Annotated in this window: 12 protein-coding genes; 1 reads left to right on the forward strand and 11 read right to left on the reverse strand. The window is 62.2% G+C overall.

The genetic code is table 11. From position 1 onward, the window contains the following. Positions 1-41: 41 nt before the first annotated feature. Positions 42-368, forward strand: a complete 327-nt coding sequence (locus PY650_RS15095; RefSeq protein WP_285880151.1) for a hypothetical protein — start codon at positions 42-44, stop codon at positions 366-368. Positions 369-725: 357 nt separating this feature from the next. On the opposite strand, the gene PY650_RS15100 is transcribed toward PY650_RS15095, so the two are convergent. From PY650_RS15100 to PY650_RS15150, 11 genes are read right to left on the reverse strand one after another with little or no spacing between them, the layout of a single operon-like run. Next, complete coding sequence (locus tag PY650_RS15100; protein ID WP_285880152.1) at positions 726-1,511, reverse strand: SDR family oxidoreductase; 786 nt, start codon at positions 1,509-1,511, stop codon at positions 726-728. 47 nt (positions 1,512-1,558) lie between these two features. Beyond that, entirely contained in the window at positions 1,559-2,332 is a 774-nt protein-coding gene (locus PY650_RS15105; protein ID WP_285880153.1) for an SDR family NAD(P)-dependent oxidoreductase, read from the reverse strand. 10 nt (positions 2,333-2,342) lie between these two features. Further along, positions 2,343-3,677, reverse strand: coding sequence for a dihydroorotase (locus PY650_RS15110; RefSeq protein WP_285880154.1), 1,335 nt, complete (start codon positions 3,675-3,677; stop codon positions 2,343-2,345). A gap of 20 nt (positions 3,678-3,697) precedes the next feature. Beyond that, the gene (locus PY650_RS15115) at positions 3,698-5,419 is read right to left on the reverse strand and encodes a thiamine pyrophosphate-requiring protein (protein ID WP_285880155.1); all 1,722 of its coding nucleotides are present in this window, start codon (positions 5,417-5,419) and stop codon (positions 3,698-3,700) included. Next, entirely contained in the window at positions 5,394-6,335 is a 942-nt protein-coding gene (locus PY650_RS15120; RefSeq protein ID WP_285880156.1) for an allantoinase PuuE, read from the reverse strand. The genes PY650_RS15115 and PY650_RS15120 overlap by 26 nt, the downstream gene beginning before the upstream one ends. Next, the gene (locus tag PY650_RS15125) at positions 6,335-7,378 is read right to left on the reverse strand and encodes an NAD-dependent epimerase/dehydratase family protein (RefSeq protein ID WP_285880157.1); all 1,044 of its coding nucleotides are present in this window, start codon (positions 7,376-7,378) and stop codon (positions 6,335-6,337) included. The genes PY650_RS15120 and PY650_RS15125 overlap by 1 nt, the downstream gene beginning before the upstream one ends. A gap of 36 nt (positions 7,379-7,414) precedes the next feature. Continuing rightward, positions 7,415-8,188: an SDR family NAD(P)-dependent oxidoreductase gene (locus tag PY650_RS15130; RefSeq protein WP_285880158.1), complete on the reverse strand. Its 774-nt coding sequence runs from the start codon at positions 8,186-8,188 to the stop codon at positions 7,415-7,417. Continuing rightward, positions 8,185-9,618: a dihydropyrimidinase gene (gene hydA / locus PY650_RS15135; RefSeq protein WP_285880160.1), complete on the reverse strand. Its 1,434-nt coding sequence runs from the start codon at positions 9,616-9,618 to the stop codon at positions 8,185-8,187. Before hydA ends, PY650_RS15130 begins: the two co-directional genes overlap by 4 nt. Beyond that, a complete protein-coding gene (locus tag PY650_RS15140; protein ID WP_285880161.1) occupies positions 9,615-10,886 on the reverse strand; it encodes an MFS transporter in 1,272 nt (423 codons plus the stop codon). The genes hydA and PY650_RS15140 overlap by 4 nt, the downstream gene beginning before the upstream one ends. A 2-nt stretch (positions 10,887-10,888) precedes the next feature. Further along, on the reverse strand, positions 10,889-12,979 hold the full coding sequence (locus PY650_RS15145) for a dipeptide ABC transporter ATP-binding protein (RefSeq protein ID WP_285880163.1): 2,091 nt from the start codon (positions 12,977-12,979) through the stop codon (positions 10,889-10,891). Then, the gene (locus PY650_RS15150) at positions 12,976-13,851 is read right to left on the reverse strand and encodes an ABC transporter permease (RefSeq protein WP_285880164.1); all 876 of its coding nucleotides are present in this window, start codon (positions 13,849-13,851) and stop codon (positions 12,976-12,978) included. Before PY650_RS15150 ends, PY650_RS15145 begins: the two co-directional genes overlap by 4 nt. Position 13,852 lies beyond the last annotated feature (1 nt).

Consider the following 13,852-nt stretch of genomic DNA (forward strand, 5'->3'; position numbering starts at 1 on the left):
CTAAAAGGTCGCCCCGGCGGGGGGCGACCGGATGCACTGCAGTGCCGAAGCTATCCGAACTTGCCGAGCTAAGGAGTGGGAACCGAGAGACTTGGCACTATAATATCTCGTGGAAGTCGCGTGGATTTGGTGGTCGTCTGGGTGCCGCGCATTTTGTCGATGTGCCATTCAGCTTCTACGCTCTCACATTAGGTCAAGCCAAGGCATCCATAGGTGATGCGCCACCCCCGTCTCTGGCTGAAGCGATGCACAGTGCATGGGCTTCTTTCGCCAAGACGGGTGATCCCGGCTGGCAGGTATACGACCTTACAACCGTTGCCGATCCGGAGAAGGCGACACGCACCCTGTGGAAGGATATTGTGTTCTGACGTCAGGCTGTCGAGTTTGCGCTTGCCGCCAATGTGTTCGCCAACAAGGATGTCTTCCGCTTCCATTGGCTCTACGCCCAGCAGCGCCGCCCCCTTGAAATGCATCAATCCTTCGATGGCGACAGCGGCAAGGGAGAAGCCTTTTCAAATTATTTCTTTTCCCACGACAGTTAAGCGAAGTCACGAACACGACGGGCCCGTATTTGTATTACTTCCTCGACCAGACTGGTATGGCGTTGAGACGTCCGCGGCGCGTGCCGCGATCCGTCGCGAGCTTCCAAAGGCACAACTCTCCACACGCGCGCCTGTTCTGACGTCAGCAAATGGGCTAGTCGCAAAGTCGACTGTCAGTCGTCCTCAGACGCTGGCGATTAGGCCGCCGTCGATCCTCAGGACACTTCCGGTGACATAGGATGCGCGCTCGCTTGCTAGGAACGCGACGACATCGGCATATTCCTGGGGATCGCCGTAGCGGCCGACGGGAATAGAGGCGGTGCTCTGCGCCGAGACATCCTCGACAGTCCGGCCCTCGCGCTTGGCCTTCTGCTCATCAAGGAAGGTAATGCGCTGCGTCGCGACGCGGCCAGGCAGGACGATATTGACTGTGATGCCATCGCGGCCGACTTCGCCCGCAAGCGTTTTGGACCAGCCGAGCAACGACATGCGAAGGGCATTCGAGAGGCCGAGGTTCGGGATCGGGGCAACGATGCCCGACGAGGTCGAGGTGATGATCCTCCCCCATTTCTTTTCGCGCATCATCGGCAGCACCGCGTCAGTGATCGCAATGACTGACAGCACCATACTGTCGAAATGCTTCCGCCAGCTTTCAGCACTCTGGCCGGCAACCAATGTCGGCGGCGGCCCACCCGTGATGTTGACGAGCACATCCACCGATCCGAATCGGGCTTCGATCGCAGACAGGTTCGAAGCGATGATGCTCAAGTCCGCGAGATCCCATGCAAGCGCAATGGCGCTGCCGCCACCTGCCTCGATCGCCGCAACCGTCTTTTCGGCTGCTTCCTTGTTGATATCGGCAACCGCGACACGACTTCCTTCCACCGCCAACGTCGTGGCGATCGCGCCGCCAAGGCCGCCGCCAGCGCCGAGAACCAACGCCGTCTTTCCCTTTAGTCCCAGATCCATTTGTGTTTCCTTTCATTCTCCGGCAGACAGCCGGTTTTCGTTAAAGTTCAGCCGGCCATCCAGCCACCGTCCACCATCAGGTTGATGCCGGTCATGTAGCTCGCCATGTCGCTTGCCAGAAAAAGGGCCGCGCCGGCGACATCCTCCGGCGCGCCGAGGCGCGGCCAAGGCGTGCGGCGGCGCGAATAATCAAGCGCATCGGGATTATTGGCGACACCCGGCTTGCCGGTGACGATCTTGCCCGGCGCGATTGCATTGCAGATGATCAGGTCGTCGGCATGATCGACCGCAATCTGGCGCGTCATCTGAACGATTCCGCCCTTGCTGACGCCATAGGGAAAATCGCCAGGGCACGCGACCATTCCGTGCTGCGAGGAAATATTGATGATGCGGCCGCGTACCTCGTTGACCGGCTCCTGCGCGAGGAACTGCTGTGCGGCCCGCTTGCAGCAATAGAAGAAGCCGGTGAGATTGACGCCGATGACGCGCCCCCATTGCTCCGGCGTCGTCTCCAACAGATTGGTCGAGGTATAGATCGCCGCGTTGTTGACGATCACGTCGAGCCGGCCGAAATGATTGACCGTCTCGCGGACCAGCGCATCGACGGCATCCCAACTGGAAATATCCGTCCTGACGAAAAGAGCCTGACCGCCGCCGGTGCGGATCCGCTCGAGCGTGGTCTCGCCGCCCTCGAGCGGCGCTTCGATCATATCCGCGATGACGACCGACGCCCCCTCGGCTGCATAGCGCAAGGCAATGGCGCGACCGAGACCAGAGCTAGCGCCGGTGACAATGGTAATTTTGTTCTGCAGCATGGACATAGTGCTTTCCTCAGGCTCTGCGGGCGACAACGGCGCCATGGGCTTCGGCGGTGATTGCCCCGTCGCGAACTATCTCTTCTCCCCGTAGGAAGACGTGGGTCAGCCTTGCTGGAATGCTCCAGCCGTCGAAGGGGGTGTAGGCAGCTCGCGAGGCCTGTTCGGCATCGGTGATGACGCTCGTTCGGCGCCTGTCGACCACGAGGATATCGGCATCGTAACCCGGCGCGATCACGCCCTTCGATCCACCTAGACCAAAACGCTCGGCCGGATTGCGGGCACACATGCGGACGAGATCGGAGAGAGCGATCACTCCTTCCGCGACCAGCTTCAGCATGGTCGGAAGCAAGGTCTGCAGGCCGGGCGTGCCACCTGGGATATCGGCGAACGCGGCATAGGTCGCCGCCTTCTCAGCTGGACTGTGCGGCGCATGATCAGTGGCGACGATGTCGATCAAACCCTCTGAGAGGGCCAACCGTAGTGCCTCGACATCCCGGGCGTCGCGCAAAGGCGGCGATCCCTTCAGATTCGCGCCTGCTGTCGTGTAGTCTTCCGCCGTAAAGAACAGGTTCTGAGGTGTCGTTTCGACCGTCACATCAGCCATGTCGCGAAGACGCCGCCATGTGGACACGCCAAGGGCGGAGTTGACCTGCCGGACATGGATACGCGCGCCGGTACCGGCGGCGGCGAGTATAGCGCGAGCGACACCGCCGGCCTCGGCAAGCGGTGGCCGGCTGGCGAGGAATGCGGCGATATCGCCGGCGCGGTTGCGCAGACCGCTGCCTTCCAGAATGGATTGATCGCCCGGAGAGATACCGATCAGCGTGTCGCATCCGGCAAGGCGCTTCAGCATCCCGGCAACGGCATCTATCGTGTCGAACCGAAATACTTCAGGCACGTCGGCAGTGAAGAGTTCGAGCGAAACCGGTCGGAGGGCAAGTAGCCCTTCGAGAAGGCTCAGATCTTGGCTGAGAACCGCCTGGAAGCCGACATCGACGTGGATCCGCCCCTTCGCCATCGCCATCTTCTCGGCAAGCTGTTCTGATGTTGCAGTCCAGGGATCGTCGGTCGGCATGTCGAGCACCGATGTCACGCCACCGAGCGCCGCCGCCCGTGTCCCGCTATCGAAATCTTCCTTCTGGGTCAGCCCCGGCTCGCGCAGATGGACATGGGCATCGACGAGACCGGGCAACAGATGGCAGCTAGTTGCGTCAACGACTGTGCGGGCCTCAGCCGCATCACCCAGCGTGAGGATCGCGGCGACCCGCCCGTCCTTGATGCCGACGTCGGCTCTGGCCTCACCGTCGGCGTTCACGACGGTGGCCCCCGATATGATCGTGTCGAACATGTTGCTCTCCTATCGCGCCGTCAGCAAAGCCCCGGCAGGCGCGGCTCCTCATGCGTCACGACCTCGACCAGCGCCGCCTGCCCCTGGCCTACTTTTTCTAAAGCACGCAGCAGCGCCGGGCGCAGATCGGCGGGAGAGGTCACGCATTCGCCGTAGCCGCCAAGCGCTTCGGCGATCGGCGCATAGCCGCCCGACATTCGGTTAGCGCCATATTTCTTGGTTGCGATCGGCATACTCGCCGCGTAGCCGCCCAGCACATTGTTGCGCATCACGAGGGTCAGGATCGGCAGATTGCAGCGGATCGCCGTCTCGAAATCGATGCCGACCATGCCGAAGGCCGCCTCGCCCATCAGGTTCACCACGGTCGCCTCGGGCCGCGCCAGCTTGGCGCCGAGCGCAAAACCAAGCCCACTGCCGAGCTGGGTCGTCTTGCCCCAGCCGACATAGCTGCCCGGCACCGTCGCCTCGTAGAAAGGGCTGAACTGGTCGCGCGGATTGCCGGCGTCGTGGGTTACGATGGTCTTGGTCGGATCAACGGCGCGCATGATTTCCCAGACGACGCGATAGGGCGAGATCGGCTCGCTGTCGGCGGTCAGGAAGGGCATCCAGCGTTCCATGAACGCGGCGCGTATAGAGCGTATCTCTTCGACGATATCGCCGCGATCGGGGATAGCCAGCCGCTCGCTTTTGATATTGGCGATCATCTGCCGCAAAGCGGAGCGGGCGTCGCTGACGATACCCTGCGCGATCGGATAATCCTTACCGAGATCACCCTCGTCGATCGTGACGTGCAGCAACACCTTGTCCTTGGCGATCGGCAGGATGTAGTGCGAGCGGGTGAGGCTGGTACCGAGCGCCAGCACGACGTCGGCTTTGTCAATGAAATAATCGACGGTTGCCGGCCGAGCCCGCCCGGCGGTACCGAGCGCCAGCGGATGGTTTTCCGGAAAGCCGCTCTTGCCGTTCGGCGTCGTCATGACTGGGATGCGCAGCAGCTCCGCAAACTCGACCAGTTCTTTCGAGGCCGAGGCGGCCAACACGCCCTGCCCGGCGAAAACCACCGGGCTTTTTGCGGCTAGCAAGGTTGCGACCAGTTCGGCAATCTCCCCCGCATCGGCCTGCGGCACGCTGCGGCGGGGCTTCTGATAGATGTCGTGGGATGGATCGAGCTTTTCGGCCAATAGATCGACCGGCAATTCAAGAAGCACGGGGGCTGGGCGACCATTGCGAAGACGGGTGATGGCCGAATGCATCAGCTTCGGCAGATGCTCGACGCGGGTCACCGCCTCGCACCATTTCGTGATGTGGCGGAAGTTGCGACTCGCCTCGAAATTCGGCGCCACTGCCTCGGAGCCGCGCGGATAACCGGTGGGCAGGAAAAGGATCGGCGCGCGATCGTTGAAGGCCTGGGCGATGCCGCCGAAAGCGCTCTCTGCGCCGGGACCGTACTGTACCGTGACCACGGCGAGTTCCCGCCCGGCCGTGGTACGGGCATAGCCCTCGGCGATATTGACGGCGACACGCGGCGTCCGGGTTATGATCGGCGGAATGTCGAGATGCGCCGACGCGTCGAAGAGCTCGCTGTTCGGGAAGCCGATGATCTGCTTCACGCCTTCCTGTTTCAGGATGGAGGCGACGACATCAGCACCGTTCATGTCTTTCCCCAAACCGCTCATTGTTTCCTCGGGCTTTGCCAGCGACGCTGCTTCTGTCCCATCACGCATGGCGGCCAAATGTTTCATGATTTTCAAGCCAGTAGCGGGCAATATCCTCGCGGCGCATAAAGGCGGCGCCGGGAGTTTTCTGGACATGCTCGATGACGTCGCGCAGACCCGAAGCCCGGTTCGGCTGGCCCATCCAGCGGGCGTGGACGCCAATCGTCAGCATGCGCCCGCCGGTCTCGTCTGCCTCGCTGAGCAGGTAATCGATGGCGGAGCGGCAATCTTCGGCAAAATCGCGCGGGTTGCTGTAGCCGGGCGCGATCAGATAGCGGCTGTCATTCAATGTCTTCGAATAGGGAACGACGAGCATGCGCGTGCCGTCATGGTTCATGAAATAAGGCAAATCGTCGTTGCAGGGGTCGGAGTAATAGAGGAACCCGCCCTCCTTTGCGATCAGGTCACGCGTATTGACGCTTGGGAAGGAGCGGCAATTCCAGCCCATCGGGCGGCGACCGGTCAGCTTGTTGTAGAGAGCGACCGCCTCGTGCAGCTCCCGCTCCTCGTCTTCGCGGGCGACCGTCGAATATTCGCTCCAGCGCAGCCCGTGACCCAGCAGGTCATGGCCGCGGGCATTCATCCATTCTGTCACGGCGGGGTTCTTTTCCAGTGCCACTGCGCAAGCCGAGACCGTAATCGGGATGTTGTAGCGGTCAAAGAGGCGCGCCAACCGCCAGACGCCGGCGCGGCTGCCATATTCGAAATGGGTCTCCGTGCCGAGATCGCGTACGGAGGGGCTGTTGGGGATGTTGTATTCACCCCAATTGTCGTTGCGGCCATCTTCCAGCCAGGAATATTCCGAGCCTTCCTCATAATTGAGAACAAGATTTATCGCGACCTTGACGCCGCCGGGCCAGCTCATGAAGGGCGGCTTGGGGCCATAGCCGATGAAGTCGCGCGGCTGGCGTTCCGTGTTTTCTATTTTGACGGTCTCGGACATTATTTCCCCTCCTTTGCCGCCGCAGCCTCGCTGGCGACAATCCAGTCCATGTAGTCGTGGAACGCCTCCCTGCCGGAGCGCGGACGCCAGTCGGTGTCGCGCTCGATGCGGGCGAGATCGTATTCTCCCCACATGCCGTCCTTCAGCGTCGCATCCTGGATGACGTTGGCGGTTTCGTGGGGGCTGACTTCGACCTTCAGATCCGGCACGCGCTCCCGCGCCCATTCGACGATATCTCCCGTCGTCGACGTGCGGCCGCTGCCGATATTGTAGTGACGATAGCGTAGGCGCGGTGCCGTGATCAGCGCGATGACGGCTTTTGCAACATCGCCGGAATGCACGTAATCGCCGACCGATTCCAGGCTGTTGGGCCGGATCACGTCGCCCGAAAGCGCCATATGGGCGACACGGTTAGGGACATGGCGGAAATTGCGGCTTTCGGTTGCCCGGTCCATCGGGCCATAGACGGAGGCGAGACGAACGCTCAGAGCCGAAATGCCGAAGAGATCCGCATAGCGGTTGACGACCATTTCGGAGGCGAATTTCGAGATGCCGTAAAGCGTCAGCGGCGCGACATAGCCATCTTCCGGCAGCGGTTCGCCCGCCCAGTCCGGGCCATGGTGGCGATAGACCGAGCCGGAACTCACATAGAGGAAGCGCTTGACCGAGGGCTTGTTGCGCGCCCATTCGAGCATCCGCACCGTACCCATCAGATTGACGTCGACGATCCTCGCCGGGTCCTCCGCCTCGGGCTGGCGCTTCGCCTCGGCGGCGCTGCCGCGCGAAATCGGCGTGATAGTCGCGCCATGGACGATCGCCACTATGCCGTGAGCGACAAGCGCATCGGACCATTGCGAGGGATCGCAGATATCGCCCGTAATGACCGTCAGACGATCGCGAACCGGGGCGAAATATTGCTCGGCCATGGCGTCGAGGCCGGAGCGATCGAGAATAACGGCGCGGGCGGCGGGATCGCGGTCGAGCCATTCCCGCGCCACCACACTCATCACGAAACCAGTACCGCCGGTGACAAGAAGGGTCATTTTGAAATCCATTCCAGTTGCGTGTGAAAGAAAACGTCAGCGAACCGCATAGCCGCCATCCACGAGAAGGTCGGTGCCGGTGACGAAGGAAGCGTCGGACGAAAGGAGAAAGGCGGTCGCCGCCGCAATCTCCTCCGGCTGAGCAATCCGGTTGAGCAAATGCGCAGGGCCGAGGCCTTTGTCGGCGGCTTCGAGATCGGGCCAGCGCTGCAGTAGCCGCGGCGTGGCGACTGCCCCCGGCGAGAGGCTGTTGACGCGAATGCCCTCAGCGGCATGGTCGATCGCCATCGCCTTCGCGAGATGAACGAGACCGGCCTTGGCCGCGCAATAGGCGACTGCCTTGCCGGTCGCGACATGCGCGAACTGAGAAGCGATCAGCACGACGGAGCCACCGCCATTTGCCGTCATCAACGGAATGGCAAACTTGCTCGCCAGAAACGCGCCGGTCAGGCTGACGTCGATTTCGAGACGCCATTGCTCCTCGCTGAGGTCGACGACCGTGCCGTCAAGCGACGGCGCCGCCGCATTGTGCACGAGCCCGTCCAGCCGCCCAAAACGGCCACGAACTGTTTCGACCGCCCGTTCCATCGAGCGCTGATGCCTGACGTCGCAGAAGATAGCGGCAGAACGTGGCCCCAAAGCTTCAGCAAGGTTGCCGACCGCATCTTCCGACTGGTCGGCGCAGACGACGCTGCCGCCCTCCGCCAGGCAACGGCGTGCAATGGCCGATCCGATACCGCTTGCCGCACCGGTGATCATGATCACCTTACCGTCGAGCCGCGCAGCCATTGGGTTTCCAGTCGCCGTCATGATGCAAGTATCCGTGAAAGACCCTGCTGTGGCGGGAATGGTCGCTGCCGGGGGATGAACTGGCCGCGACCGGGGACCGACAGTACCTCTCCGTCATTCCACACCAATTCGCCACGCGAGATGGTCATGACCGGCCAGCCACGGATTGTCTGCCCTTCATAGGGCGTGTGGTCCGTCGCGTGATGCAGCATGTCATTGTTGATCGTCACGACCCGATCCGGATCCCAGATCGCGATATCGGCATCCGATCCAACCGAAATTAACCCCTTGCGCGGATAGAGCCCAAAGAGCCGCGCGGGGGCGGCCGAGGTCAGTTCGACGAATTTCTGCAGCGACATGCGACCACCGTTGACGCCGGCCGAGAAGAGCAGAGCGAGCCGCGTCTCAATGCCGGGAATGCCGTTCGGAATGCGGTTGAACGGTGTTTCCGGACCGCCTGCAATCTTGTCGGCATAGTTCCAGGGCGAATGGTCGGACGAGAAGACCTCGAGCGTGCCGTCCAGAATGCCGCGCCAGATATTCGGCTGGTTCGACTTGTCACGCGGCGGCGGCGTGCAGACGCATTTCGAGCCGGAGAGATCGTGGGTGTCGATATCCTCGGCAGAGAGGAACAGATATTGCGGGCAGGTCTCGGCATAGATCGGCAGGCCCCGCGCCTTGGCGCGACGGATCTCCTCGACGGCACCGCCGGCGGCGACATGGCTCACCAGGATCGGCGTCTCGATCAGTTCCGACAGGCTGATGGCGCGGAAGGTCGCCTCGCGGTCGCCGATCTCGGAATGGGCCTTTTCGTGATATCGCAGCTGAGTCTTGCGAGCGGCGATGAATTTTTCGGTAAGCCAACGGATGCAGGCATCGTTCTCGGCATGCACCATGACCATAGCGCCGTGGGACCGGGCGAGATCGAGGACGTTCAGCACCTCGTAGTCGTTGAGCTTCAGCCCGTCATAGGTGAGGTAGATCTTCATCGAAGTGCAACCCTCGGCGATCAACGCCGGAATTTCGTCTCGAAGCACTTCCGCGCTGGGATCACCGACGATCAGGTGAATGCCGTAATCGATATGCGCCTTCGGCCGCGCCCGCTCGTGATAATCCTCAACGATATCGCGCAGGGACTGGCCGCGCATCTGCATTGCGAAAGGAATGACGGTCGTGGTGCCACCGCAGAGCGCCGAGAGCGTACCCGTGTTGAAGTCGTCGGCCGTCGCTTTTCCTTCCCAAGGTTGCTGGTCCATATGGCAATGGCTGTCGACACCACCTGGCAAGACCAAACGCCCCTCGGCTGATATCTCCTGGCGTCCTTCCGGCAGATCGGCGCCGAGAGCGACAATCACGCCGCCGCAAATGCCGACATCGATGTCGCGGGTTTCCTCGGGAAGCACGACGCGGCCTCCGCGGATAACGAGGTCGAAGCTGGAATCCTTGGTCATTCATTGGCTCCGGAAACGAGGCAGTCCGACGAAACAAGGCAGTCCGAATGGACTGCCTTGCGGCGTAGATTGAAGCAGGCGCCGGCGGCAACGAGCGCCGCACCGCTGCCAAGCATGATGAAGAGTGCGTAAGGTGCGACATGCGCCATTAGACCGGCCGCAATGCCTGGTGTCATGACATTGCCGATCGAATAGAGCAGCAGGAGACCGCCCGATGCCGAGACCATGTGGCGGCTGTCGATCTGCGAATTGGCGAAGGCAATGCCAACGGGATAGATCGTCAATGCCGTTGCGCCATAGAGGAAGAACAGCACGAAGAGCAGCGGTACGAGGTTATTTCCGAGCAGGATGATCGAGACGCAGAACATCGCTGCGAGTATGCCTTGCACCAGCAGCATCCAGCGGCGGTCCAGCCGATCGGAGAGCCAGCCAACAGGCGTCTGCGCCAGCATGCCGCCCATGCTGAATGCCGTCACGAGCCCGATTGTCGTTGCGGCCGGAAGGTCGATCTTCGCGCCGTAGAGCGGCGTCAACGCGAAGACATTCATGTTGGTCATGCCAGCCTGGAAGACGGCAATGATGGTGACGGGCGCAAGGACGGCCAGCTTCCAGAGGCCATAGCGTTGATCCGCGGTCGAAACATCAGCCTGCAGCGGGTGGATGTTGCGCACCGGCAGCGACGGCCAGGGACGGCCGACGAACCGGCAATAGAGGACGCCGACCGTGACGGTCATTGCCGCGATCAGGAAGAGATTGGGGGAATGCGGGCCTGCTGCCTCGACCATGAGCTGGCCGAAGAGCACGGCGAGCGAGGTCATCATCATGTAGAGTGAGAAATAGGAGCCGCGATTACGCTCGTCGGCATAGAGATTGATCCAGCTCTCCGAGACGACGAATATCACCGCCATCGCAAAGCCGTTCAAAACTCGCAGCAGGAGCCAGACCGGCGCCGCTGATGTCGCCATGTAGCCGAAGCCTGCGAAAGCCGCGAGGAAACCCACGGCCAGGAAGGTGCCACGATGGCCGAAGCGCGAGACCAGAAAGCGCGCGGCGAGGCAGCCCGCCAGAAAGCCGACCGGAAAACCGGTCAGGAGCAGCTGCACCGTGCCAGGATGGACATCCGGTTCGCTGAGGCGCAGCGACACTGATGTGGTCAACAGGCTATTGCCCGTGCCGATCACGCAAATGGCCACCATGACGGGGACAAGCGCGCGAAATCGCGCAGCCCGCTGCCAGAAACTTGCGCCCATGGATGCTTCGCCGCTCATCTCTATTCCCTTGTTGCCGCCGCATAGACCGGAAGTTCGGCGCGCAACTTCTCTTCCTCGATGTGGCAGGCGATCTCGTGGGTGTCGGACATCCGCCGGATCGGCGGGGCGACGCTGTCGCAGATCGCGCCGACCCTGCGGTGGCAGCGCGTCGCAAAGCGACAGCCCGCGGGGACATTGACGGGGCTCGGCGTTTCGCCGGTGAGCCGGATCCGTTCGCGCGGCGCTTCGTCGGGGTTTGGGCTGCGGATCGCGGAAATCAGCGCCTCGGTATAGGGGTGGGTGCCGGCGCCGAAGACCTCTTCGACAGTACCCTTCTCCATCACCTTGCCGAGATACATGACGACGACCTTGTCGGCGACGTGGCGGACGAGCGCCAGGTCATGGCTGATGAACAGCATCGTCGTGTGCTTCTCTCTCTGGATGTCGAGAAGCAGGGTAACGACTGCGGCCTGGACCGAGACGTCGAGCGCCGAGACGGGTTCGTCCGCAACGATCAGCGAGGGATCGGCGGCAAAGGCGCGCGCAATCGCGATGCGCTGCTTCTGGCCGCCGGAAAGCTGGCCCGGCTTGCGATCGCCAACCGTGGGCGACAGGCGGACCATTTCGAAAAGTTCGCGGACCCGCTGCTCGATCGCGGCCTTGCCCTTGCGGACGCCGAATTTCTTGATCGAGCGACGTATCGAGAAGGCGGCCGAATGGCACGGATTCAGCGTACTGTCCGGATTCTGGAAGATCATCTGGATGGATTGCAGCAGGTGACGCGGCCTGTCGCGCGCCTGAAGTTCGGCGATGTTCTCGCCGGCCATGCGGATCGACCCTGACGTGGCGCTGTCGAGGCCGGTGACGATGCGGGCCAGCGTCGACTTTCCGCAACCGGACTCGCCGACCAGAGCGACGATCTCGGCCTTGCGTGCGCCGAAGGAGACCGCCTCGTTGGCCTTGACCGTCTTCTGCGAGCTGATCCGGTAGAGCTTCGTCACGTCGGAGAGGTCGATCGCCTCTTGCTGCTGAGCCGTGTTGGATAGAATCGGCCGCAGTTTCGCGCGCGGCCGCTCCATCTCCTGCCAGCGGGCGCAGCGAACGAGATGATCGGCTCCGGCGGCAGTCAGGTCGAGATCAGGGCGATCGCAAAGACCGGCGGTGAAGCCTGAGCAGCGCGGGCCGAAGAAGCAGCCTTCCGGCCGCTCTTGCGGCAACGGAATGTGGCCCGGAATGGCGGCGAGCGCGCGACTGCGCTTGTCGCTGCCAATATCGGGAATGCAGTCGATCAGCCCCTGCGTATAGGGGTGGCGGGGCTTGCGGAACAGCTCAGCAGTCGTCCCCTCCTCGACCATCTCGCCGGAATACATGATGCCGACGCGATCGCATGTCTCGGCGATCAGGCCGAGATTGTGAGAGATGAATAGAAGGCTCGTCGAATAACGCTTTCGCAACTCACCGATCAGGTCGATGACCGCTGCCTCGACCGTAACATCGAGCCCGGTGGTCGGCTCGTCGAGTAAGAGCAGGGAGGGACGCGCCAGAAGCGCCATGGCAATCACCACGCGCTGCTGCTGGCCACCGGAGAGCTGGTGCGGGTAACGCTTCAGCATATCGAAAGCGTCGGGCAGGCGCACGTCTTCGAGCATTGCGGCGGCCATTTCCATAGCCTCCTTCTTCGTCGAGCCCAGATGCAGGAGTGGTACTTCCGCGAGCTGAGATCCGATCGTCTTGACGGGATTGAGCGCGCTCATCGGGTCCTGGTAGACCATGGCGATGCGGCGGCCCCTGATCGCGCGCAACTCCCTTGCGCCGGCGCCAACAAGCTCCTTGCCGTCGAAGCGGATATTGCCATTGGCGATCACGCCCGTATTGCCTAGATAGCCCATGATCGCCATAGCGGTCGTGCTCTTGCCGCAGCCGGACTCGCCGACGAGGCCATAGCTCTCACCCGGGCGGACGCAGAAGGAGAGGTTCGGCACCGCGACCACGGTCTCGCTCTTGCCGCGGAATTCGATCCTGAGATCCCTGATATTGAGTAGCGGTTCGAGATCGGACTTTGGAGCGTTGGACACAGCGGCCCCTTGCAGGTTGGATACGGTCAGGTTCACGGCTTCCAGGCCTCGCGCATGCCGTCGGCCAGCAGGTTGAAGCCAAGCACGAGGCTGACAAGTGCCGCCGACGGTATCAGGGACATTAGCGGCCAGACATTGAGCACGGTCACGCTTTCCTTGACCATGCCGCCCCAATCCGGGTTCGGCGGCGGCAAGCCGAGGCCAAGGAAGCCGAGGATGCCGATCGTTATAATGGTGTAGCCGATACGCAGGCAGGCATCGACGATCAGCATGCTGCGGCAGTTGGGCAAGAGCTCGACGAGCATGATGTAGATCGTGCTCTCGGCCCTTAGCTTTGCAGCCGCGATATATTCCTGCTCCTTCAGCCCGAGGACCAGGCCGCGGGTGATGCGGCCGATGCCCGGCGCCGAGGCGATCGTCGTCGCGATGACGATGTTCAGAACCGACGGACCGATATTTGCGATCAGGATCACGTAGATCACGAGGACCGGAAAGGCGAGGATGATGTCGGAGAAGCGGCTGATCAGCGTATCTATCCAGCCACCATAGTAGCCGGCCACCATTCCCATGGTGATGCCAACGATCATTGCGACGGCAACCGAGAGCGGGGCAACCGAGAGAACCGTGCGCGCACCGAAGATCAGGCGGGCGAGCACATCACGGCCGAGAATATCCGTGCCAAGCCAGTGCGTAGCCGACGGGAACGGATTGCCCATGGCCATTACATCGGAATCGGTCGGCGAAGGCAGCGGCAGGATGGGTGCAAGCAATGCGGCAGCAACCCAGAAGGCGACAAGGAAGAGCCCCACGACGGCCGTCTTCGAATGGAAGATGCGCATCCAATTCGGCCTTGCGGCACGCTTTGCCGGTACGACCTTGACCCCAGCGATATTGTCTTGAAGCGCCATG

This window comes from Martinezella calliandrae (assembly GCF_030272695.1).
In the GTDB taxonomy this organism is placed as follows: domain Bacteria; phylum Pseudomonadota; class Alphaproteobacteria; order Rhizobiales; family Rhizobiaceae; genus Rhizobium; species Rhizobium calliandrae.